A 20,001-nucleotide genomic window follows, 5' to 3' on the forward strand; every position below is an offset into this window, starting at 1 on the left:
ATATCGCGATAGCGGAGGCGGCAACAAGGAAGAAGCGCGCGGGAAAATTTCAATTAATGATCTTGGCATTGAAAATGCCACATGAAGAACAATTTGAGTGTGAGCCGCTCCGTCTCCGCGAGACGAGCAAATTTCACGCAGGCCTGAGCGGAGGGGCGCGTGCCAATAAAAATGCAGAGGAACATCAAATTGAAAGCAAATACAAATGTGCTGCTGGCGCTGTTGGCTGGCGTTTTCGGTTTTGCCTCCCCGGCGCAGTCTGCGACAAGCGCAACCGATTCGGCGCAGGCCCCGTTCAGCGTGCCCTTGACGAAGCAAGCCAATGGCTTTGTCGCGGTCAAGGCGCGGCTCAATGGCGTGGATGGTCGCTTCTTGCTTGATAGCGGCGCGTCGATGACCTGCGTGGACCGCAAGCAGGCGGCCCGTTTCGGTTTGGAAAATGAAGGGACAGCGCAAACCTCGCATGGGTCCGCCGGGGCAACGGAGATAAAGCGGGTAGCCGACAAGCAGTTGGAATGGGGCGGCAGATTGGCGGCAGACAAGTTGGCGGTGTATCTGACGGATTTCGACGCGATCAACCAAGGCTTGGCCGAGGAAGGGATTGCCGCGGTGGACGGCGTCATCGGCATGGATGTGCTGTCCGCGCAACATGCGGTGCTGGATTATGGACAACAGCAGTTGCGCTTGCGAAATGATGCCGCGCCGGCAGAGGCTTTTGATCGCTTGCCTCTGACGTCGCTGGGCGGCAAGCAACTGATGGTGGAGGGGGTGATCAACGGCGTGAAAGGGCGCTTCATCATCGATACCGCAGCGGGCGGAACATTCGCCACCGATGACGCGCACGCCGACAAGTTTCATCTGATCCGGCAAGCTGGCGCGGATCAGGTTCATGGCGTCGGCGGCAGCGTCGAAAGTCATTTTTACTTATTGGACAACTTGCAGCTGGGTCCGCGTTTCACGCTACGGCAGCAGAAGGTGGTGACCTTGGATTTGGCCGGAGTGAACGCCTCCTTGAAAGCCAAAGGGCTGGCGGAGGTGGATGGCTTGCTTGGCGCCAATGTGCTGAACCAGGGGGAGGCCGTTTTTGACATCGGGCAACAGGCTTTGCAGCTCAAGCCGTTGATTTGATTTTGTGCCTGAGCCGGGCGGCCCTTCGGGGCCGTTTTTCGCCCCCGGCTTCCCGCAGAAATAGCCGCTGCCGCAATGAAAGACGACGGGTTCTGATTCTCCCGGCGGCAAAAAACGGTAGCGCATCTCAGCGCTGACGCGCCGAAGCAGATCTCAGGATATGCGGCGCGCGGAGGCTTTGCCGGCAACGGGTAGCGCGGGGTGGCCATGGGCCAACCCGCGCTACGGAACTGGATAAGGGGATGATTCGGCGGGAACCCGCTGGGAGGCTTAGATCCACGCCGCCAGCAGCCCCCTCTCCTCTTGAGGGAGAGGGGCCGGGGGAGAGGGGTCTTATTGTCGTACCTGCCCATCCCCGAGCACGATCCACTTCTGGCTGGTCAGGCCGTTGAGGCCGACCGGGCCGCGGGCGTGGATCTTGTCGGTGGAGATGCCGATCTCGGCGCCCAGGCCGTATTCGAAACCGTCGGCGAAGCGGGTGGAGGCGTTGACCATCACGCTGGCGGAGTCCACCTCGCGCAGGAAGCGGCGCGCGCGGCCATAGTCTTCGGTGACGATGGCGTCGGTGTGGTGGCTACCCCACTCGTTGATGTGCTCGATCGCGTCATCCATGTCCTTGACCACCTTGACCGCCAGGATGGGCGCCAAGTATTCGGTGGCCCAGTCTGCCTCGCTGGCCGGCGCGACCTTGTCGCCCAGGATGATGCGGGTGCGTTCGCAGCCGCGCAGCGCCACGCCTTTTTCCCAATAGGCCTCGGCCAGGCGCGGCAGCATGAATTCGGCGAAGGCCGTATGCACCAGCAGCGTTTCCATGGTGTTGCAGGTGCCATAGCGGTGGGTTTTGGCGTTCAGCGCGATGTTGAAAGCCTTGTCCGGATTGGCGGTGTCGTCGATGTAGACATGGCAGTTGCCGTCCAGGTGCTTGATCACAGGCACGCGCGCCTCGGCGCTGATGCGCGCGATCAGCCCCTTGCCGCCGCGCGGCACGATCACGTCCACGTATTCCGGCATGGCGATCAGTTCTCCCACCGCGGCGCGGTCCGTGGTTTCCAGCACCTGCACCGCCTCAACCGGCAGTCCGGCCACGCGCAGGCCTTCGTGCACGCAGGCGGCGATGGCCTGGTTGCTGTGGAAAGCCTCGGAGCCGCCGCGCAGGATGGTGGCGTTGCCGGACTTCAGACACAGGCCGGCGGCGTCGGCGGTGACGTTGGGGCGCGCTTCGTAGATGATGCCCACCACGCCCAGCGGCACGCGCATCTTGCCCAGCTGGATGCCCGAAGGGCGGTAGCTCATCTCGCTGACTTCGCCCACCGGGTCCGCCAGCGCGGCGATCTGGCGCAGGCCTTCGGCCATGGCCTGCACGCCCTTGGCGCTGAGGGTCAGCCGGTCCAGCATCGCCTCTTCCAGGCCGGCCGCGCGCGCGGCGTCAAGGTCCGCCTGGTTGGCGGCCAGCAGCTTGTCCTGATCGCGAATGATGGCGTCGGCGATGGTCATCAGCGCGGCGTTTTTCTGTTGGGTGTCGGCGCGGGCCAGCAGCCGCGACGCCTTGCGCGCGGCCTTGCCCAGTTGCTGCATGTATTGCTTGACGTTCATGACGGATGGCCCTGGTTTCAGTCGATTTATGGATTGTTTGCAGCTTAAACCAAAGCCGGACAAGGAGCCAGCGGTCGGCTGCGGTGGATTGGCTATTGTCCGGCAGGCGGTTCGCGCCAGCGCTCGGCCGGCACCAGCACCGGGGCGGACGGCTGTTCGACGAAGTGCGGCGACATGATCTGCACCCCGAACTCATTGAAGGCGTCCACGATCTGGGCGTGCAGTTGATCGCGCAGCCGCGGCGGCAGCGCGTCCGGCAGCGCCTTGGCCTGCAGCTCGTATTCGATGTAGAAATCCTGCAGCGCCAGCTTGCGCACTTGCGGCGGGGTGGACGGGTCTATGCCGGGCGTGCGCCGCGCCGCCAACTCCAGCAGCGCCTCCACCTGCCGCCACGGGGTGTCGTAGCCTATGGTGACGCGGGTGGCGATCATCGGACCGGCCGCCTCGCGGTGGCGGCTGTAGTTGTTGACCTGGCCGCCCACCGCCACCGCGTTGGGGATGGTGATTTCGTAGCCCTGGCCGGTGATCAGCTTGGTGGACAGCGCGGACAGCTCGCTGACGGTGCCCTCCACCTCGCCTATCTTGACGTAGTCGCCGGGCCGCAGCGCGCGGGCGTAGATCAGCACCAGGCCGCTCATCGCATGGTTCATCAGGCCGGCCGAGCCCAGGGTGACCATCAGGCCGAAGAACACGCTGACGCCCTTGAAGGCGTCGCTGCCGGCGCCGGGCAGGTAGGGATAGGCGACGATCAGCGCGAACAGCCACAGGATGAAGGCCGCCAGCCGGCGCGTGGCGCCCACGGTTTCGGCGTGCAGGCCAGGCAGTTCCAGCTGGCCGCGCTCCACGGCGCGGAACAGCAGCATCAGCGCGCGGCTGGCCAGCCGGGTCAAGAGGAAGATCACCGCCACGCTGGCGAGGCCGGGCAGGGCGGACAGGATGTCGTCGGCCAGGGTGGACAGCAGCTGCCACAGCGACTGGCCGAGCTTGCGGCCCAGCGGCCGCGTGGCGGGAAAGCGGCCCAGGGTGTAGCTGAGCCAGACGTAGCCGGCCACCAGGGCGGATAGCAGCGCGGTGATGTCCACCAACTGGCACTCGGCCGCGCGCAGAAAACGCACCACGTCGAAACGGCCGGCCAGCCAGGGCAGCCGGCCCAGCGGCTGCCGTTCCAGCCGCCGGCGGGAGGCGGCGCGGAAACGGGCGATCAGCGTCAGGGAGGCGATGAACAGCGCGGCGGCCAGTAGCGCCAGCAGCACAGCCTTGGCCATTTGCTCGGGCGAGCGCTGCTCCAGAGCCAGCAGGCGTAAATCGTTCAGCCGCGCCTGCGCGCGCGCGGCGGCCTGCTCCAGCGTCAGCTGGTCGCCGGGGTCCAGATCGCCGTCCAGCAGGGTGAACAGCGGCTTGCCGTTGATGCTGAGCGCCATGCCGCGCAGGCGCGGATCGGCCAGCGGCGCGGCCTTGACCGGTTGCGCCAGGTCGGGAGCCTCCAGCTCGCGTATGCGCTCCAGGGTACGCTGCAGGCGCTGTTCCGGCGTCAGCCCGGCCTGTCGCGCCAGAAAGACGAAGACGGGCCGGTTATCCAGCTCCAGCGTGCGCGCGGAATCGGCAGGGGACGGATTGGCGCGCGGCTCGGCGGCCAGGGCCGGCAGGCACAGCAAGAACAGCAGGCAGAAGCGGAGCAGGGTCATGATTTCTCCATGACGTTTGGTTTGGCTCCATCATCGCACGGTGCCGGCCGCTTGGCACGGTTCAGGCTTGGCGCATCGCCGGCTGGTAGCCTTTGGGCGAGAAGCGCAGCGTGGCGAGCAGCAGCAGGGCCACCGCCGCCGCCAGCGCCAGCCAGGCCAGCTGGAAGCTGGCGGTGAGGTCGCGCAGCCAGCCGGCGAAGAAGGGCGCGCAGGCGGCTATCAAATATCCCACGCCCTGGACGAAGGCGGTCAGCCGTCCGGCGGCTTGGCTGTCTTCCAGGTGGGACAGCGTCAGGATCATGCTCAGCGGGAACAGCCCGCCCACGCCGAGGCCCAGCAGCCCCACCGCCAGCAGCATCCAGCCGCCGGGCAATGCCACCATGCCCAGCAGGCCGGCCAGCGTGGCCAACAGCGTCAGCGCCAGCCAGCCGCGCAGGTCGGCGCTGCGCGCGGACAGGGCGGGCAGGGTCAGGCCGGCCAGCACTTCCATGCCGGTCATATAGCTGAGCATCAAGCCGCCCTGCTGGCCGCTCCAGCCCTGCAACACGAAGAAGGGCGGCAGCCAGGCCAGCGAGCAGGTGTAGACGGCGGTGCCCAGGCCGAAGAAGACGGCGAGCAGCCAGGCGCGCGGCAGGCGGGCGAAGCCGCCGGTTGGCGCGGCTAAGCCTGTCTGATAAGCCCCGTCTGGCGAGTGCCGCCACCACAGCGCGCAGGCCAGGGCGGCCGGCAGAGCCCAGACCGCCAGGCCCCAGTGCCAGCGGCCGCTGGCCTGGGCCAGCCAGGGCGCGCCAGCCGCCGCCAGCGAGGCGCCGCCCATGATGGCGGTGACGTAGAGGCCCATAAGCAGCGAGACGCGCTCCGGGAAATGGCGCTTGATCAGTCCAGGCAGCAGGGACTGGGCCAGCGCGATGCCGCAGCCGGCCAGCAGGGCGGTGGCCAAGAGCGCCGGGTAGCCGGGCGGCGACAGCCGCAGCGCGCAGGACAGCAGGATCAGCAGCAGCGCCAGCAGCACGCCGCGCCGCGCGCCCAGCCAGGCTTCCAGCCGGCCGCCGGCAAAGGCGCCCGCGCCCATGGCGGCGATGGGTAGGGTGGTGAGCAGGGCGGCATCGCTGAAGCGGATGCCGGTGGCCTGGCGTATGGGCTCCAGCAACGGGCCGACGGCGGCCAGGCCGGGGCGCAGATTGAGGCCGACCAGCACGATGGCCAGCGCGAGAGCATGGGGACGGGAAGCGGAGGGATGCATGGCGTTCTCCTGGAAGGGCGGCGGGCAAGCCGGGGGCTGCCGGCGCCGCGGCGTCGGTGGGAAAAGGCGGAAACGGGCGGGGGTCAGTCCGGCGTTTCGCCGGGCTGGGCCAATAGCCAGTGTTTGAGCAGCGCCGCCAATTGGGCGCGCTGTTCGGGCGCCAGCGGCGCGAGGGCGTCTTCCATGGCGGCCACATGGCCTTCCAGCGCGCGGTCGGTCAAGGCCAGGCCGGCATCGGTCAAGCGGATGCGCAGCGCGCGTCGGTCTGTGGGGTCTGGGTGGCGCGTCAACCAGCCGGCGGCCTCCAGCCGGTCCAGCCGCTTGCTGACGGCGCCGGAGGTGAGCAGCAGGCTGGTGTAGAGATCGGTGGGGCAGAGGCCGTCGCCGCCGTCGGCGCGGCGCAGCGTGGCCAGCACGTCGAATTCGCCGTCTTTCAAGCCGAAGCGTTCGAAGTTGTCGGCCAGACGTTTTTGCAGATGGATCAGCAAGCGGCCCAGCCGGCCGACTACGGCCATGCCGGAGCAGTCGAGGTCGGGGCGGGCCTGCCGCCATTGGCCGAGTATCAGGTCTATCTTGTCCATGACTTCATCATGGCATGATTTTATCTTCCATGGAAGTTATTTCCGCGGAAGATAGGTCTAGTGCGCTTCGGGCTGCATCTTGGCCAGCTCCGCCGCGCGCTCGGCGGTGGCGCGCAGCGCGCAGTCGGCGCCGACGATGGCTTCCGAGCTGCCGCCGTCCGGATCGACGTAGGCCTGGCAGTTGGCGTCGCGGTATTGCAGCCACAGCTTTTGCGCGGCCAGCAGGCGCGGCTTGCGTGTGGCCGACAGCTGCTCCATCAGCTTTTGGTAGTTGGCGTTCAGCAGCTTGTCCTGCTTGGCGTGTTCGGCGGCGATGCAGTCCAGCATGGCGATGGTGCTGGCCGCCTGGTTCATGCACTGGTCGTAGTCGGCGCTGTACAGCGCGGCCTCGTCGCCGCAGGCAAAGACTGGAGTGGACAGCAGGCCGAGCAGCGCGGCGGCGAGGAAGGAGCGAAGAGTCATGGCGTGTTTTAGGGGTCGGAAAAAGCGAAAGGCGCCCGCGTGGGGCGCCTCACTATAGCAGAAGCCGGGCCGGGGTCAGAGCGCCAGCGCGGCGGTCAGGTCGCCTGGCGGCTGGGCGCCGCGCGCGCGGAAGGCCTGGTTGCGCACCTTGACGCCCTCCAGCTCCGGCAGGCCGTGCAGACGGCTGATGAAGCGGATGATGGAGGTGGTGTCGTAGAAGGTGTGGTCGACATGGCCCTTCTTGGCGAACGGCGACACCAGGATGGCCGGAATGCGGCTGCCCGGTCCCCAGCGATCGCCCTTGGGCGGAGCCACGTGGTCCCACCAGCCGCCGTTTTCGTCGTGGGTGATGATGACCACCATATTCTTCCATTGCGGGCCGCTCATCAGGTGCTGCAGCACATTGGCCACGTGGCGGTCGCCGCTTTCCACGTCGGAGTAGCCGGCGTGCATGTTCAGATTGCCCTGCGGCTTGTAGAAGGCCACCGCCGGCAGCTTGCCGGCCACCGCGTCGGCGATGAAGCGGTTGCTGATCGGGCTGTCGCCCAGGCCGCCGTCGAGCAGGTGTTTTTCGCGGGCCTGGCTGCCGGGCGCGTAATTCTTGAAGTAGTTGAACGGCTGATGGTGGTACTGGAAGTTAGGCGTATCCGGGCCGCCCTTGCCTTCCAGCGCCGCCTGCCAGCTGCCGCCGTACCAGGCCCAGCTGACGCCCTGGCGAGACAGCAGGTCGCCTATGGTGTCGTAGGTTTGCGGCGGCAGGGTGCCAGCGTCTGCCGGGTCGGCGTAGCGCGGGTCGCCGCCTTCGGCCGGCTTGATGTAGCTGGGCTGGAACGGCGGGGCCATGGTGTTGACCGCGTAGCCGTCCGGCGTGATGGCGCCGTTGTTGACGAACTTGGGCGGGCCGTCCATCGCCGAGCTCGGTTCTTTCAGTTTCAGTTTGTAGCCTTGCGGGCCGTCGTCCAGCACGGCGATCTTCTTCGCCGCCGCGGTGTCCTTGGCGTGGAAGTATTCCGGCGTGCGGGCCGAGATCAGGAACTGGTGGTTCAGATAGGAGCCGCCGAAGGCCGCCATGAAGAAGTTGTCGCACAGCGTGTATTGCTGGGCGATTTTCCATTGGTTGAGGTTCTTGGCGGTTTCGCTGTAATAGCCCATCACCAGCGCGCCGGAGTCGGCCCAAGCGACGAACTGGTCGTTCTTGCCGCCGTTGATCTGCATCTGGTTCTGGTAGAACAGATGCCACAGGTCGCGGGTGATCACGGCTTCCGGCAGCGGCTGGCCCTCGGCGTCCTTCAGCGGGAAGGGGCCGTTGGGCAGGTTCTGGATCTTGTTCTCGTCTATCAGATAATACTTGCCGCCCACGGTCTGGCCGCGCTGCACCATGCCGCCCCAGATCTTGGGCAAGTTTTTCAGCTTGGAGCCGTCGCGGTCCAACTGGATACAGGTTTCGGCCGGCGCTTGCGACAGCGGGTGCTGCACGCCGGGGAAGTTGCCGTACAGATTGTTGAAGCTGCGGTTTTCCAGGTAGATCACCACCACGTTCTTCACATGGTGGCGCAGCTTGGCGTCCAGCGGGCCATGGGCGGCCGGCGCGGCTTCCGCGCTTTCGCTGACTGCGGCGGGCAGCATGCTGGCGGCGCCGATGGCGGCCAGGCCCTCGAACAGGCGGCGGCGCGACGGGTCTTGGGGCTGGGTGGTTTCGGGAGCGGGTTTGAGCGGGTCGTGTTCCGACATGGCGGGGTCCTCTATCCTTGGCGATTGGAATGGGAAAGTGCCGCCACTTTACTCCGCTTCAATGTAGATATGAAGGAGCGGAGACGATCGTCATGCGGCTCAGCCGCGGCGATGATGGGCGATCAGCCGCGCCAGCGCGCGCTTGACCTCGGGGTTGCCGATGCTGTCGGCCGCCTGTTCCATGCCGTCCAGCGCGTTTTCGCTGATGGCCAGCCACTTGGCCCTCTTGGGGCGGGCCTGTTGCAGCGTCACCTTGACTTTAACCTTGGACGCCGGGTAGCCGATTTGGGCCAGTTGCGGCAAGAGGCCGGGGGCCGTCATGCGCAAGCGCGCGGCCACGATGCCGTTGTCTGCGTGGATCACCAGCTCGTCGTCGCGGATGCGCACGGCGCGGCAAACCTCGGCCATGGCGGGCGGAATCAGCCGCTTGAAAGCGCGATCCAGCGCCATCAGCGCTTGGGCCGCGGCGGTGAGGTGGGCCAGGGTCTGATCCTGGCGGGCGATGTCGTGGAGCGGGCGTCCGGACATGGGGAGGATCCTGCTGCGAGATAATTCAGTATTTTAGCCAGCTTGGGCTTGCGCTCCAAGTAGTCGGAAAGACCGGTAATGGCCTGTCATTTAGTATGGTTTTTGTTGTGTGTGCAATATTAACAGTATGTAAACTTGTTAGCATGACATATGACGCAAGGTTAAAACTTGTCCAAATTCACCTTTCAGATAAATTCAAGATGAATGATTTCTACTCGTCGACTGTCCTACAGCCCGGCAGCGAGCTACCCCTGTATCGGCAAGTGCATCAGCGCTTTATCCGCGCCATCCGCCAGGGCATTCTGCTGCCGGGGCAGCGGGTGCCTTCGGTGCGGGCGCTGGCGAGCGAATTGCAGATTTCGCGCAATACCGTGGAAGTGGCCTACGATCTGCTGATCGGCGAGGGGTATCTCGAGGCGCGCGGCCAGGCCGGCACCGTGGTTTCTCCGAATCTGAACCTGGAGCGGCTGCAGAAGCAGCCGGAGGCGGGGTCCGCGTCTGAGGCGCCGCCGCGCCCGGCCAACCATTCGGTCTACGACGCGGCGACCCATGAGAAGCCGCTGCCCTATCAACTGGGCCTGCCGGCGCTGGACCTGTTCCCGCACAAGCTGTGGGCCGGCCTGAATACCCGCCAGCTGCGGCTGCAGAGCAAGATGCTGACTTATCCGGCGCCGGCCGGCTTCCAGCCGCTGCGCGAGGCCATCGCCGGCTATCTGCATCTGTCGCGCGGGGTGGATTGCTCGCCGCAGCAAGTGTTCATCACCGCGGGTTACCGCGGCGCGATGACCCTGCTGGGCCGCACTTTGCTCCGGCCCATGGACGAGGTGTGGCTGGAAGACCCGTGCTTCCCGCCCACCCGCCACCTGATGGCGGAAATGGGCGCGCAGCTGGTGCCGGTGCCGGTGGACGAGGAGGGCATGCGGGTGGAGGAGGGCAAGGCGCGGGCCCTGCATGCGCGCTTCGCCCTGGTGACGCCGGCGCATCAGAGCCCGCTAGGCGTGTCGTTGTCGCTGAAGCGGCGGATGGAGCTGCTGGCGTGGGCGGAAAGCCACAACGCCTTCGTGATCGAGGACGATTACGACAGCGAATACCGCTACGACGGCCAGCCGCTGCCCTCGCTGTCCAGCCTGGGCGCCAGCGACAATGTGCTGTACGTCGGCACCTTCAGCAAGGTGCTCAGCCCGGCGTTGCGGCTGGCCTATCTGGTGGTGCCCAAGCGCTTGGTGCCCCGCTTCAACGAGAGCTGCCATACCTTGAACGACGGCTGCCCGCTGCTGAGCCAGGGCGTGGTGGTGGATTTCATCAAGGAAGGGCATTTCACCCGCCACCTGCGCAAGATGCGCACCGCCTACGCCGAGCGGCGGCAGATGGTGATAGACAGCCTGCTGAATGAGTTCGGCCAGCGCATGAACTTCAGCGCCCCGGCCTGCGGCCTGCACTTGTTGGCCAGGCTGGGGAGCGAGGAAGACGATCAACTGCTGGCGCAACGCGCGCGCGAGCGCCAGTTCGGCGTGGCCGCCCTGTCCGCGCGCAGCATGGAAAACGATTGCGGCAAAGGCTTGCTGCTGGGCTTCGCCAACGTCGCCACGCCGGAACAGGCGGCCAGCCTGGCGCGCGGCCTGCGGTTGAGCATGGAGGCGGCGCACTGACGCCGCCCCCGGCTCAGACCAGATCGGGAATGACGGCGGTGGCCTCTATCTGCACCTTGGCGCCTTCCACCATGAGCGCCTTGACCTGGAAGGCGCTCATCGGCGGATAGTGGCCTATCAGTTCCTTGTAGGCGCGGCCCACTTCGCGCGCGTCGGCGAAATAGGCTTCGCGGTCGCTGACGTACCAGGTCAGCCGCACCAGGTGCTCTGGGCGGGCGCCGGCCTCGGCCAGCACGGCCACGATATTTTTCAGCGCCTGGATCGCCTGATCGGCGTAGCGTTCGCTGCGGATGCGCTCCTCGGCGTCCCAGCCCAATTGACCTGAAGTGAAGACCAGGGTGCCGCGGGCGGCGATGCCGTTGGCGTAGCCGCGCGGGCGCGCCCATTCCGGCGGTTGCAGTATCTTCATGCCGCGGCCTCCTCTGCGGTGCGCAGCGCGGCCAGCGCGCGGCGGATGTCGTCCGGCATGTCGGCGGAGCCGCCGTCGGCCAGCGAGGTCTGCACCATCACCTGCTGGCTGCGCATGCGCACGGCGCCGCGCACATGGCCTTCTATGTCCAGCGTCAGCGAGCGCCGGCCCAGCCGGTTCACCCGCAGCTCCATGGTCAGCGGATCGCCCTGGCGCGACGGCGCCATGAATTCGCAACCCAGCTTGACCAGGGGCAGCCCCAGCTGGCGCGGGCCTATCATCTCGGAGAAGGAAATGCCCAGTCCCTCGGTGAACCAGTCTTCCACCAGCCAGTTGCTGATGACTAGGTATTGCGGGAAATAGACGATGCCGGCCGGATCGCATTGCGAAAAGCGTATCGGATAAGTCTTGCTGAAATGCGGGTCTTGCATGGGTGTCTCCAGTGGGCGGACCGAAGTCCGCCGCCATTGGCCCCATCCCCTTGCCGGGGGATGGGGCGATCGTCAGGCCGCCAGCGCGGCGGCTTCCTGCCGCGCCAGTTGCAGGTAATTGGCCAGCATGGCCAGGCCGCGTTCGGTGAGCACCGATTCCGGGTGGAACTGCAGGCCGTAGATCGGCAGCTCGCGATGGCGCAGCGCCATGATCTCGCCCGGCTCGCCGTTTTCGTCCAGCGCGTGGGCCGTGGCGACCAGCTCGTCCGGCAGGCGGCCGGCCACCAGCGAGTGGTATCGGGCCACTTGCAGGCCGTCGGGCAGGCTGGCGAACAGGTCGCGGCCGTCGTGGCGGATGCGGGAAACCTTGCCGTGCAGCACTTCGCCGGCGCGGCGCACCTCGCCGCCGAAGGCGGCGGCTATGCTCTGATGGCCCAGGCAGATGCCGAGGATAGGCAGGCGGCCGGCGAAATGGCGGATGGCGGCCAGCGAGATGCCGGCTTCGGCCGGCGAGCACGGTCCAGGCGAGATGATCAGCGATTCCGGCGCCAGCGCGGCTATCTCCTCCAGGCTGGTTTCGTCGTTTCGCTTCACCATGATGTCGGCGCCCAGCATGCCCAGGTATTGCACGACGTTGTAGGTGAAAGAGTCGTAGTTATCGATCATCAAATGCATGCCAGTGCCTCCTTTTCGTTGCGCGCGGCGGCCCGGCACCGGCCGGCGGCCAGCCGCATCATTTGGCTTTTTTCCATGGTTTCCTGCCATTCTCGCTCGGCCAGCGAATCCTGCACCACGCCGGCGCCGGCCTGCACATAGAGGCGGGCGTCGCGCAGCAGCGCGGTGCGGATGACGATGGCCAGGTCGGCGCGGCCGCGCCAGTCCAGATAGCCGATGGCGCCGCCGTAGACGCCGCGCGAGTGCGGCTCCAGTTCGGCGATGACTTCCAGCGCCCGCACCTTGGAGGCGCCGCTCAGCGTGCCGGCCGGGAAGGTGCTCTTGAGCAGGTCCAGCCCGCTCACCTCGTCCGGCATGCGGCCGGTGACGGTGGAGACGATGTGCATCACATGCGAGAAGTATTCGACGGTCAGCAGTTGGTCCACCTGCACGCTGCCCATTTCGGCCAGGCGGCCGATGTCGTTGCGCGCCAGGTCGACCAGCATCATGTGCTCGGCGATTTCCTTGGGATCGGCCAGCAGCTCTTCGCGCAGGCGGACGTCTTCGGCCGCTTCGCCGCCGCGGCGGCGGGTGCCGGCCATGGGGCGGCTGGTGACCAGCTGCTCGTCCTGGCGGAACAGCATTTCCGGCGAGGCGCCCACCACCTGGCATTCGCCCAGGTTCAGCAGGTAGCGGTAAGGCGTCTGGCCCAGCTCGGACAGGGAGCGGTACAGGCTGACGGCGTCCTGTTCGAAGGGCAGGCTCATGCGCTGCGACAGCACTACTTGCATCACGTCGCCGGCGGTGATGTAGTCCTTGATCTTGGCCACGGCCTGTTCGAAGTCCCGGCGGGGGAAGGCGAAGTCCGGCTCCATCGCCTCGGCCTGGGGCAGGGCGGCGCGCGGCGCGGCCGGCGCCAGCAAGGGGCGCAGCCGAGCGGCCAGACGGTTCAGCCGACCCTGGCCGCGGTGGTAGCTGGCCACGGCCTCCGGGTTTTCATGGACGATGCAATAGGCCAGGCCCTGGCGATGATCCAGCACGATCAGATCGGCGCTGACCCATTGCAGCACGTCCGGCAGGTCGAAGCCGGACGGCTTGCGCGCCATGCGGCGCAGCCGCGGCTCGATCAGGCGCGTGGTTTCGAAGCCGAAGTAGCCGAACAGTCCGCCGCTGAACGGCGGCAGCGCGGAGAAGTGCGGCACCCGGAAATCCAGCTGGAAGCGGGCCAGCTCCGCCAGCGGATCGTCGCAGGCGACGTCGCGCAGCAAGTGGCCGTCGCGGTAGTGGCGGAAGGCGCCCTCGTCCAGCTCGACGCGCTCGGCGCAGGGCAGGCCGATCACCGAATAGGCCTGCTCGAACGCGCCGTCGCGCCAGTGGCCGGTCTCGAATAAATAGTCCTGGCCGCGGTTGGCCAGCGCCTGGTACAGCGACAGCGCTTCCACGCCGGCCGGCAGCGGCAGGGTCTGCCACAGCGGCACGTGGGTGAAACCGTTCTCGCCGTAAGCGAGGAAATCTTGTTGGCTCAGCATGCTTGCGTCTCCGATTGGCTGCGCAGCAGCAGGCCGGCCAGGCGCGACAGGGCGCGGCGATCCGGTTTGCCGTTGCGATTGACAGGGATGTCGGCCGGGACCGCGATGCGGGCCGGGCGTTTGTAACTTTCCAGATGGGCTTCCAGAGCGGCGCGGACCAGGCGGACCAGGTCTTCCTCCGCCGCGTGGCCGCGGACGAACAGCACTGGGCGGTCTTCGCCGTCTAGGTCGCGGCCGGCCACCAGATAGCATTCGCTCAATTCCGGCAGCAGATTGCCCAGCAGATTCTCGATCTCCACCGGCACCACCCAGCGGCCGTAAACCTTGAAGCGGTCGTCCTCGCGGCCATGGAAGGCCAGCAGGCCGTCCGCGTCCTGGCTGAACAGGTCGCCGGTGCGGTACCAGCCATCGACGAAGCGCTCCGCCTGGTCGTCGGGGCGTTGCCAGTAGCCCAGCGCCATGCTGGGCGATTTCACCAGCAGCACGCCGCACTCGCCGTCCGCCACGGGCTGGCCGTCGGCGTCGACGATGCGGGCCTGCCAGCCGGGCAACATCCGTCCCACCTTGCCCGGCTGCAGCGCGTCCGGGTAGCTGGTGGCGAAGATGTGGCACATCTCGGTGGCGCCTATGCCGTCGTGCAGGTCGAAGCCGTGGCGCTGTTTCCAGCGCGCGGCGGTGGCCGGCGGCAGCGGCGCGCCGGCGGAGAAGGCCAGGCGGACGGACAGCTCGCCGGTCTCCAGCCCTTGGTCCAGCAGCATGCGGTACAGCGTGGGCACGGCGAACAGCGCGGTCGGCCGATATTGCCGCAGCATGGCGCGCACCCGATCCACGGACGGCCATTGCGAGTCGAGCACGGCGCTGGCGCCGAGGTAGAGCGGGAAGAACAGGCTGTTGCCCATGCCGTAGCCGAAGAAGGACTTGGGCACCGAGTACAGCACGTCGTTTTCGCCGAGGCCCAGCCGGCCGGCGGCGAAGTGTTCGCAGGCCGCCAGCACCGAGCGCGCGCTATGCACCACGCCCTTGGGCTGGCCGGTGCTGCCCGAGGTGTACTGGATCAGGACCGGCGCCTCGGCCGGCTGGGCGGCGAAGCGGTTCCAGCCGTCGTCGGCATGCGCCTCGGCCAGCCAGTCCAGGTGGGCGTCGGCGTCCAGCAGCTGCAGTCCCGGCGCGGCCGGCCACAGCGCGGCCTGGGCCGTGTGGGCGAAGCACAGCGCGGGGCGGGCGTCGGCGAGCAGATGGGCGATGGCCGCCGCGTCCAGCCGCGGATTGACCGCGACCGGCAGCGCGCCCACGGCCAGGGCGGCGAAGAAGGTCACGGCCAGCTCCGGGCCGTCGTCCAGCGCGATCAGCACGCGGTCGCCCGCCTTGGCGCCGGCGCGCTCCATCCAGGCGGCCTGGCGGCGCACCGCGCGGTCCAGCTGGCGGTAGCTGAGCTGGAAGCCCGGGCCCTGGAAGCTGGGCCGGTCGCTGTCGCGGCGGCGGGCGATCAGCCGCTCGGCCAGATTCACCGTTTCCGGCTGGACGGCGGCTGGCCGGCGCAGCGACTCGATCAGCCGCTCGGCCAGCGCGATGGCCTGTTCGGGGTTGAGCCGCGGGTCGCAGGCGCTGAGGTAGGCCTGGCCCAGATCATCTTCGTCCAGCTCCATGGGGCCGCCCAGGCATTCGGTCACGTCCTCGCCGCTGAGCTCCAGGTGCACGCCGCCGGCATGGGTGCCGCACTGGCGGTGCGCGTCCAGGAAGCCCTGGATCTCGGCTTCGATGTCGTCGTAGCGGCGGGTCTTGACGCCGCCGGGCGTGGTGATGCCATTGCCGTGCATTGGGTCGCACAGCCATAGCGGCTGGCGGCCGGCGTCGCGCACCGCGGCCAGCAGGGCCGGCAGCTTGTGGATGGATTTGGCGCCCATCCGCGTGATCAGGGTCAGGCGGCCGGGCTGATTGCCGGGGTCCAGCGTGTCAAGCAAGCCCAACAGCTCTTCCGGCTGCATATTGGGGCCCACCTTGACGCCGATGGGGTTCTGCACGCCGCGCAGGAATTCGACGTGGGCGCTGTCCAGCTGGCGGGTGCGCTCGCCTATCCACAGGAAGTGGCCGGAGCCGCCGTACCAGTGGCCGTCGTCGCCGCGCAGCAGGGCGGCCTGTTCATAGGGCAGCAGCAGCGCTTCGTGGCTGGCGTAATAGTGGCCGGGCACATTGTCCTGCTGGGCGCGGTCCAGGCTGCGCAGGAAGTTCAGGCTGGCGGCGGCGTGGAAATAGGCATGCTCCATGCGCGCCGGGTCATGGCGGCGCGCTTCCGGGTGGAAGTCGTTGTCGTTGATGATGTCGCCGCGGTAGCTGGGCAGGCTCTGCTCGCCGCGGGTTTCGTGCGGCTGGCTGCGCGGCTTGGCGTACTGGCCGGCGATGCGGCCTATGCGCAGCACCGGCAGGCCGGTGCCGTGCTGCAGCCGCAGGGCCATGCGGCGCAGCAGCTGGTAGTGGCGGGACAGCGCCTCCGGCCGCAGGCCGTCGAAGCGCTCGGCGCAATCGCCGGCCTGGATCACGAAGCCGCGGCCCTGGGCCACGCAGGCCAGTTGCGCGCGCAGTTGGCGGATTTCCTCCACGCTCACCAGAGCGGGGTAGGCGGAGAGGCGGGACAGCACGGCGTCGGCCGCCGCGTCGTCGCGATAGTCGGGCATTTGGGCTTGCTGCCTGGTTTGCCAGCTGTCCGGCGTCCAGGTTTGAGTGTGTGTCAGCATGGTCTTGATCTCTGTCAGGTCTGCTGTCTTAAAGAGGACCGCGCCCGCCGCCAGCCTGCCGCGGCGGACGCGGAGGCGTCAGGCGCTCGGCGCGCCCAGTTCCTCGCGCAAGGCGATGCCGCCCAGGTTCTGCAGCAGCGGGGCGTTTTCGCAGGCCAGGTACACGCATTCGCCGCCGCCGGTGTTGACGTGCTGGTGTTCGGCCCAGACGGGCACGTAGATGGCGTCGCCGGCGCGCCAGGGCACTGTGCGTTCGCCGATGCGCGAGTAGCCTTCGCCCTGCATCACGTAGATCATGGTTTCGTAGTTGTGGCGGTGCAGGCGGGTGCCTTCCGCCGCGTCCAGCCGGCCTATGGTCATGCTGATGGTGTTGCTCGGCAGATCCACGATGTGGACCTTGTGCTTGCGTTCGGAGGAGAAGCTGGCGTCGCCGCCGTGGCTGGCCTGCATCACCTGGCTGTGGCTGAGCTTGGCCGGCACCTGGGCGCGCAGGCGGCTGGGCACGCGCCAGAAGTCGGCGGAGCTGAAGCGGCCGTCGCCGGCTTGAGCCGTCGCGGCGGCGGCGGCCTGGCATTGCTGCCAGATGGCGTCGAACATGGCGACGCGGCGCTCGATCAGCTCGCGGCCCACCTGGGCGGCCATGGCGCGGCGCGAGTCGTCGTCCTGGGTCAGGCGCTGCATGATGGCCAGCATGGTCAGCGCGTGGTCTTCGTCTTCCTCGATGTGCAGGCTGAAGAACTCGGTGGCGTCTTCGCCGTAGCCGAAGCGCTTCAGCGCCTGCAGGATGGGGCGGTAGATCAGCGGCACGATGGCTTCTGCGCCCAGGCACATCGCGGCCAGGCCGGCCAGCGCGTCGCGGTTCTGGCAATGGCCCATCATGGTGTCCACCATGGCCAGGGTGGCCGGCAGCGGGGCTTCGTCGGCCGGGGCGATGCCCAGCACGCGCAGGGTGCGCTGGAACATCTCGGCGTGGGTGATGCGGTTCTCGCCGTCCACGCCCATTTCCTCGCGCATGTTCTCCATCAGCGCCAGCACGTCGTCGGCCTGGTCCAGCTGGCCCATCAGCGCGCACAGGTAGCGGGTGAAGTGGCGGGAGTAGTGGCTGTGCTGCAGCAGCAGGGTCTTCAGCGTGGACAGGCTGGCTTCGTCGCGCTCCAGGGCTTGCAGCAGCGGGTGCTGCACCAGGCGGCTCAGATCCTGCTCTTCCAGCCAGTCGGCCCAGATCAGGCTCATGCCGGCTACCAGCGGGGTCTTGCTGCTTTTCGTTGCGATTGCGGTCATTTCGTTTCTCCAGAATGTATTGCCAAGTTGAGGTTGGGGTATTGCCTAGCGTGAATCGAAGGTGTCGCGGCCTTGTCAGGCCCGGGCCAGCCGGCGCGATTCGCCGGGCAGTCCGAGCAGTCCGAGTCCGGCCAGCGCGCAGATCAGCGGGAACAGGTACATGCCGGTCCAGCCCAGGTGGTGGACGGCGATGCCGCCCAGCCAGGAGCCGAGCGCGGCGCCGAAGAAGAAGACCGTCATGTACAGGCTGTTGAGACGGGAGGCGGCCGGCGGATCTATGGCCAGCACGCGGCTCTGGGTCAGCGCCTGCACCGAGCGCACGCCGACGTCGGAGACGATCAGGAAGGCGACTATCATCGGCAGCCAGGAGCCGACGGCGATGCCGGCCAGCGAGACCGCCGCCACGGCGACGCCCAGCAGCACCACCGCGACTTGCCAGCGCATCCGTTGCTGCAGCCAGTTGGCCAGCATCGGCGAGCGCAGGGCGACCAGCGAGGTGAAGGCCAGCAGGCCGGTCTGCCCGGCGTTCCAGTGTAGGGTGGAGTGGGTCAGCGAGCCCAGATTGGCCCAGATGCCGTTGGAGGCGGCGAAGAAGCAGGCGGCGATCAGCGCGAAGCGGCGCAGTTCCGGTTGGGCCAGCCACAGGCGGCCTTGCTGGCCGAGCATCTGGCCGTAGCCGATCTGGGCGGACGGCGGCAGCGCGCGGATGTGGCGGTGGATGGCCAGGCCCAGCAGCGCGGTCAGCGCGCCCACGGTCAGGTAGACGCCGCGCCAGCCTATGTGCTCGCCGCCCCAGCCCGCCAGCACGCGGGCCAGCAGCAGGCCGGCGAACAGCGAGGACAGCAGGCATCCGATCACCGCGGGGCGCTCGGACGGGGCGCAGGTTTTGGCGCAGTAAGCGATCAGCAGCTGGCCACCTATAGACAGCAGGCCGGCCAGCGTGCACAGGGCGATCACCGCCGGCAGCGACGGCGCGACGGCGATCAGCAGCAGGACCAGGCCGAGGGCGAGCAGCGAGCCCGGGATCAGGCGGCGCGGCGACTGGGTGTCGCCCAGCGGCAGGCCGAGAATCAGGCCGGCGCCGTAGCCGAACTGGGTGGCGACGGACAGGCCCCACAGCGCGTCCGCCGGCAGGCGGAACGAGGCGGCGATCAGTTGGGTCATCGACTGGTGGTAGACCACCGCGGCGACGGAAAAGCCGGTTGCCAGGCAATAGAGGGCCAGCACCCAGCGCGAAAGCGGGGTTTCGGGTTTCATTTTGGGGTTCCTAATGGTGGGTGGGGAACGGTTTTGTCAGTCGAACGCCAGCTCCAGGCGAGGACTGCGGGCGCGGCTGCGGCAACTGAGCACATAGCCGGCGGCCACTTCGGCCGGATCCAGCGCGTGCGGCGCCTCCATGTCCACTTCGCCGGCCAGCACCTTGCAGCGGCAGGTGGCGCAGACGCCGGCTTTGCATGAGTAGCGCGGCGCCAGCCCGGCTTTCAGCATGCCGTCCAGCAGCGTGTCGTCGCTGGCCGGCAGCGTCAGGCGGCGGCGCGCGCCGTCCAGCTGCACGGTCAGCTCAACGCCTTCGCCGGACGAGGCGGCGGCGCGGCGCGGCGCGGCGGCCGATTGGGCCGCGGCGAAGCGCTCGCTGCGGATGCGTTCGGCCGGCAGGCCCGCTTCCAGCAGGGCGGCGGCGGCGGCGTCCATCATGCCGGCCGGGCCGCACAGATAAGCGTGGTCTATCGTCGACGCCGGCAGGCAGCTTTGCAGCAGGGCCGCGCAGCGGGCCTGGTCCAGGCGGCCGCTGAACAACTCGACGTCCTGCGGTTCGTTGCTGAACAGATAGAGCACGGACAGGCGGGCCAGGTAGCGGTCTTTCAGTTCGCACAGCCGTTCGCGGAACTGCGTCGAGGCCAGGTCGCGGTTGCAATAGATCAGGGTGAAGCGGCTCAGCGGCTCGTCGCGCAGCGCGGTTTCCAGTATCGACAGGATGGGCGTGATGCCGCTGCCGGCGGCGAAGGCCGCGTAGTGGCGGCGCGCCTGCGGCTCCGCCGGCAGGCCGAAGCTGCCCATGGGCGCCATCGCGTCCAGCGTGTCGCCTTCGCTCAACTGGCGGTGCGCCCATTCGGAGAAGCGGCCGCCGGCGATTTTCTTGATCGCCAGTTGCAGCGGCGCGTCGCCGGCCGCGTTGCACAGCGAGTAGCTGCGGCGCACTTCCTCGCCGTCCACCAGGATGCGCAACGTCAGATGCTGGCCGGCGCGATGGGCGAAGCGGGCGCGGTGCTCATGCGGCACGTCCAGCGTCAGCACCAGGCTGTCGGCGGTGTCGCGGCGCAGGCCGGACAGCTTCAGCGGGTAGAACTGCGACATGATCGTTTCC

The 20,001-nt window shown here is 67.8% G+C and carries 17 protein-coding genes; 2 read left to right on the top strand and 15 right to left on the bottom strand.

Annotated elements, in window-relative coordinates; translation table 11 throughout:
• Nucleotides 1-171 precede the first annotated feature (171 nt).
• On the top strand, nucleotides 172-1,128 hold the full coding sequence (locus tag C2I19_RS05215; RefSeq protein ID WP_103901651.1) for an aspartyl protease family protein: 957 nt from the start codon (nucleotides 172-174) through the stop codon (nucleotides 1,126-1,128).
• 333 nt (nucleotides 1,129-1,461) lie between these two features.
• Here the strand turns inward: C2I19_RS05215 and C2I19_RS05220 are convergent, their stop codons facing one another.
• From C2I19_RS05220 to C2I19_RS05250, 7 genes are all read right to left on the bottom strand, one after another.
• Nucleotides 1,462-2,721, bottom strand: a complete 1,260-nt coding sequence (locus tag C2I19_RS05220; RefSeq protein ID WP_103901652.1) for a glutamate-5-semialdehyde dehydrogenase — start codon at nucleotides 2,719-2,721, stop codon at nucleotides 1,462-1,464.
• A gap of 92 nt (nucleotides 2,722-2,813) precedes the next feature.
• On the bottom strand, nucleotides 2,814-4,406 hold the full coding sequence (locus C2I19_RS05225; protein ID WP_103901653.1) for a mechanosensitive ion channel family protein: 1,593 nt from the start codon (nucleotides 4,404-4,406) through the stop codon (nucleotides 2,814-2,816).
• 61 nt (nucleotides 4,407-4,467) lie between these two features.
• Nucleotides 4,468-5,649: a cyanate transporter gene (locus C2I19_RS05230; protein ID WP_103901654.1), complete on the bottom strand. Its 1,182-nt coding sequence runs from the start codon at nucleotides 5,647-5,649 to the stop codon at nucleotides 4,468-4,470.
• An 83-nt stretch (nucleotides 5,650-5,732) separates the two neighbouring features.
• Nucleotides 5,733-6,230, bottom strand: coding sequence for a MarR family winged helix-turn-helix transcriptional regulator (locus C2I19_RS05235; RefSeq protein WP_103901655.1), 498 nt, complete (start codon nucleotides 6,228-6,230; stop codon nucleotides 5,733-5,735).
• Nucleotides 6,231-6,287: 57 nt separating this feature from the next.
• On the bottom strand, nucleotides 6,288-6,692 hold the full coding sequence (locus C2I19_RS05240; protein ID WP_103901656.1) for a lysozyme inhibitor LprI family protein: 405 nt from the start codon (nucleotides 6,690-6,692) through the stop codon (nucleotides 6,288-6,290).
• Between the two features lie 75 nt (nucleotides 6,693-6,767).
• A complete protein-coding gene (locus tag C2I19_RS05245; protein WP_103901657.1) occupies nucleotides 6,768-8,423 on the bottom strand; it encodes an acid phosphatase in 1,656 nt (551 codons plus the stop codon).
• A gap of 99 nt (nucleotides 8,424-8,522) precedes the next feature.
• Nucleotides 8,523-8,951: a DUF721 domain-containing protein gene (locus tag C2I19_RS05250; RefSeq protein ID WP_103901658.1), complete on the bottom strand. Its 429-nt coding sequence runs from the start codon at nucleotides 8,949-8,951 to the stop codon at nucleotides 8,523-8,525.
• Between the two features lie 200 nt (nucleotides 8,952-9,151).
• On the opposite strand from C2I19_RS05250, the gene pdxR reads away from it, so the two are divergent.
• Nucleotides 9,152-10,600: a MocR-like pyridoxine biosynthesis transcription factor PdxR gene (gene pdxR / locus C2I19_RS05255; RefSeq protein ID WP_103901659.1), complete on the top strand. Its 1,449-nt coding sequence runs from the start codon at nucleotides 9,152-9,154 to the stop codon at nucleotides 10,598-10,600.
• 13 nt (nucleotides 10,601-10,613) lie between these two features.
• On the opposite strand, the gene C2I19_RS05260 is transcribed toward pdxR, so the two are convergent.
• The 8 genes from C2I19_RS05260 to C2I19_RS05295 form a co-directional block, all read right to left on the bottom strand.
• Entirely contained in the window at nucleotides 10,614-11,009 is a 396-nt protein-coding gene (locus tag C2I19_RS05260; protein ID WP_103901660.1) for a RidA family protein, read from the bottom strand.
• The gene (locus C2I19_RS05265) at nucleotides 11,006-11,440 is read right to left on the bottom strand and encodes an acyl-CoA thioesterase (RefSeq protein WP_103901661.1); all 435 of its coding nucleotides are present in this window, start codon (nucleotides 11,438-11,440) and stop codon (nucleotides 11,006-11,008) included. The genes C2I19_RS05260 and C2I19_RS05265 overlap by 4 nt, the downstream gene beginning before the upstream one ends.
• A gap of 72 nt (nucleotides 11,441-11,512) precedes the next feature.
• Nucleotides 11,513-12,115, bottom strand: coding sequence for an anthranilate synthase component II (locus tag C2I19_RS05270; RefSeq protein WP_103901662.1), 603 nt, complete (start codon nucleotides 12,113-12,115; stop codon nucleotides 11,513-11,515).
• Nucleotides 12,106-13,623 (bottom strand): anthranilate synthase component I family protein, encoded by a 1,518-nt coding sequence (locus C2I19_RS05275; RefSeq protein WP_103901663.1) that lies wholly within the window; start codon nucleotides 13,621-13,623, stop codon nucleotides 12,106-12,108. The genes C2I19_RS05270 and C2I19_RS05275 overlap by 10 nt, the downstream gene beginning before the upstream one ends.
• The gene (locus C2I19_RS22235) at nucleotides 13,617-16,355 is read right to left on the bottom strand and encodes a 3-deoxy-7-phosphoheptulonate synthase (protein ID WP_199181079.1); all 2,739 of its coding nucleotides are present in this window, start codon (nucleotides 16,353-16,355) and stop codon (nucleotides 13,617-13,619) included. The genes C2I19_RS05275 and C2I19_RS22235 overlap by 7 nt, the downstream gene beginning before the upstream one ends.
• A gap of 78 nt (nucleotides 16,356-16,433) precedes the next feature.
• On the bottom strand, nucleotides 16,434-17,636 hold the full coding sequence (locus C2I19_RS05285) for an iron-containing redox enzyme family protein (protein ID WP_103901664.1): 1,203 nt from the start codon (nucleotides 17,634-17,636) through the stop codon (nucleotides 16,434-16,436).
• A gap of 75 nt (nucleotides 17,637-17,711) precedes the next feature.
• A complete protein-coding gene (locus tag C2I19_RS05290; RefSeq protein ID WP_103901665.1) occupies nucleotides 17,712-18,893 on the bottom strand; it encodes an MFS transporter in 1,182 nt (393 codons plus the stop codon).
• 36 nt (nucleotides 18,894-18,929) lie between these two features.
• On the bottom strand, nucleotides 18,930-19,991 hold the full coding sequence (locus tag C2I19_RS05295; RefSeq protein WP_103901666.1) for a 2Fe-2S iron-sulfur cluster-binding protein: 1,062 nt from the start codon (nucleotides 19,989-19,991) through the stop codon (nucleotides 18,930-18,932).
• Nucleotides 19,992-20,001: the final 10 nt, after the last annotated feature.

This window comes from Chromobacterium alticapitis (genome assembly GCF_002924365.1).
Classification (GTDB): domain Bacteria; phylum Pseudomonadota; class Gammaproteobacteria; order Burkholderiales; family Chromobacteriaceae; genus Chromobacterium; species Chromobacterium alticapitis.

What these genes read in the sequence shown, in the direction of transcription:
- C2I19_RS05290 (WP_103901665.1), bottom strand. Translation starts at nt 18,893, where the DNA reads ATGAAACCCGAAACCCCGCTTTCGCGCTGGGTGCTGGCCCTCTATTGC.
- C2I19_RS05245 (WP_103901657.1), bottom strand. Translation starts at nt 8,423, where the DNA reads ATGTCGGAACACGACCCGCTCAAACCCGCTCCCGAAACCACCCAGCCC.
- C2I19_RS05285 (WP_103901664.1), bottom strand. Translation starts at nt 17,636, where the DNA reads ATGACCGCAATCGCAACGAAAAGCAGCAAGACCCCGCTGGTAGCCGGC.
- C2I19_RS05260 (WP_103901660.1), bottom strand. Translation starts at nt 11,009, where the DNA reads ATGAAGATACTGCAACCGCCGGAATGGGCGCGCCCGCGCGGCTACGCC.
- C2I19_RS05270 (WP_103901662.1), bottom strand. Translation starts at nt 12,115, where the DNA reads ATGCATTTGATGATCGATAACTACGACTCTTTCACCTACAACGTCGTG.
- C2I19_RS05230 (WP_103901654.1), bottom strand. Translation starts at nt 5,649, where the DNA reads ATGCATCCCTCCGCTTCCCGTCCCCATGCTCTCGCGCTGGCCATCGTG.
- pdxR (WP_103901659.1), top strand. Translation starts at nt 9,152, where the DNA reads ATGAATGATTTCTACTCGTCGACTGTCCTACAGCCCGGCAGCGAGCTA.
- C2I19_RS05265 (WP_103901661.1), bottom strand. Translation starts at nt 11,440, where the DNA reads ATGCAAGACCCGCATTTCAGCAAGACTTATCCGATACGCTTTTCGCAA.
- C2I19_RS05250 (WP_103901658.1), bottom strand. Translation starts at nt 8,951, where the DNA reads ATGTCCGGACGCCCGCTCCACGACATCGCCCGCCAGGATCAGACCCTG.
- C2I19_RS05220 (WP_103901652.1), bottom strand. Translation starts at nt 2,721, where the DNA reads ATGAACGTCAAGCAATACATGCAGCAACTGGGCAAGGCCGCGCGCAAG.
- C2I19_RS05240 (WP_103901656.1), bottom strand. Translation starts at nt 6,692, where the DNA reads ATGACTCTTCGCTCCTTCCTCGCCGCCGCGCTGCTCGGCCTGCTGTCC.
- C2I19_RS22235 (WP_199181079.1), bottom strand. Translation starts at nt 16,355, where the DNA reads ATGCTGACACACACTCAAACCTGGACGCCGGACAGCTGGCAAACCAGG.
- C2I19_RS05225 (WP_103901653.1), bottom strand. Translation starts at nt 4,406, where the DNA reads ATGACCCTGCTCCGCTTCTGCCTGCTGTTCTTGCTGTGCCTGCCGGCC.
- C2I19_RS05295 (WP_103901666.1), bottom strand. Translation starts at nt 19,991, where the DNA reads ATGTCGCAGTTCTACCCGCTGAAGCTGTCCGGCCTGCGCCGCGACACC.
- C2I19_RS05215 (WP_103901651.1), top strand. Translation starts at nt 172, where the DNA reads ATGCAGAGGAACATCAAATTGAAAGCAAATACAAATGTGCTGCTGGCG.
- C2I19_RS05235 (WP_103901655.1), bottom strand. Translation starts at nt 6,230, where the DNA reads ATGGACAAGATAGACCTGATACTCGGCCAATGGCGGCAGGCCCGCCCC.
- C2I19_RS05275 (WP_103901663.1), bottom strand. Translation starts at nt 13,623, where the DNA reads ATGCTGAGCCAACAAGATTTCCTCGCTTACGGCGAGAACGGTTTCACC.